Origin of the sequence: Gilliamella sp. Lep-s35, assembly GCF_009795845.1 — a bacterium.
In the GTDB taxonomy this organism is placed as follows: Bacteria; Pseudomonadota; Gammaproteobacteria; order Enterobacterales; family Orbaceae; genus Gilliamella.
On the sequence record NZ_WTEX01000065.1, the window covers coordinates 1 to 1178 of the forward strand.

Sequence of the window (1178 nt, forward strand, 5' to 3'; positions counted from 1 at the left end):
AGGTATTATAATCCTGAAAGTGGAATTTTCATCAGTTCCGACCCTATCTCTATCTTAGGGGGATTGAATACCTACGCATATGTTTCCGACTCTAATTCATTTACGGATGTATTTGGGCTTTCTCCAGACATTCCTTTAGCTAGAGCTGGAGAGGATTTATTTGTTGGCACTTACAACCAAGTAAGAGCAGGTAATATCAAATCTGGACTAAATTCAACTCATACACCACACCACGTTGTTCAAAATGCACTAAGCCAAACAACACACGGAAAGGGGATTACTATTAATCTTAATAAAGATTTACACGAACTAACAAGAACATATAGAGTTCCTGTTGATAAATCAATTGTTGGATTAAGAAATAATCTTGCCGCTGATATAAAAGACTTGAAAAGAATCCTTTTGGATGCAGGATATGACCCTAAAGTCGTTAATCGTCAATTACAAGAACTTATAATACAAAATAAAGCTCTTGGAGGTTTTGATAAGCCACCAAGAACACCAAAAACAGGATGCCACTAATATGACACAAGAAGAAGCATTAAATTTTTTAAAGGAACATCAACCGATGCCAAAAGATGAAGATTTATCTGAAGAACTGATACGCAAATATGATGAAGTGCGCCAATTTTTTCTTCAAAATAGTAATAAAGAGTGTGTTCCACTATTCTTAAATTCCTTTGGTTATATAGATGGATTGGGGGTTTATCAACTTGTAGAAGATGTTATTTTGCAATTTTCATCGGAAGATGTTGTACCATATTTAAAAATAGCTTTAGATAGCAAAGAATATAGTGTTCGCTATTGGAATGTACAAATAGCAGCTAATTATCTTTCATCAGAACTATTACCATTATTAAATAAGATTTTACGAGAGGATGATTTTGATATTAAATACAATGCTCTTACCGCAATTGGTCAATATAATATAGTTCTATCCAAGCCAATATTAGAACAATATTTACACGAAGAAGATAACGAAGAGTTAAGAGAAATTGCCAATAATATTTTGATAACCTAAATCTAAACCTATGCGCCTAACCTTGTTCATTATATCGTTACTGTTTACCGTTGCTTGCAATGGCAAAGAAAATACTGACGAGCTGGGAATGCTTATGTTGGACCACCCCGAACCGGTCGAAAACCTGACCACTTGGGTTTATGAGGAAGGAAGTTTA

The 1178-nt window shown here is 34.4% G+C and carries 2 protein-coding genes; both read left to right on the top strand.

Annotation, left to right across the window (positions count from 1 at the left end; translation table 11 throughout):
- On the top strand, positions 1-522 hold a 522-nt coding region (locus GQ590_RS11990), incomplete at its 5' end, for an RHS repeat-associated core domain-containing protein (RefSeq protein WP_202113000.1).
- Position 523: 1 nt separating this feature from the next.
- Entirely contained in the window at positions 524-1021 is a 498-nt protein-coding gene (locus GQ590_RS11995; RefSeq protein ID WP_055426391.1) for a HEAT repeat domain-containing protein, read from the top strand.
- The last annotated feature ends 157 nt before the right edge of the window (positions 1022-1178 follow it).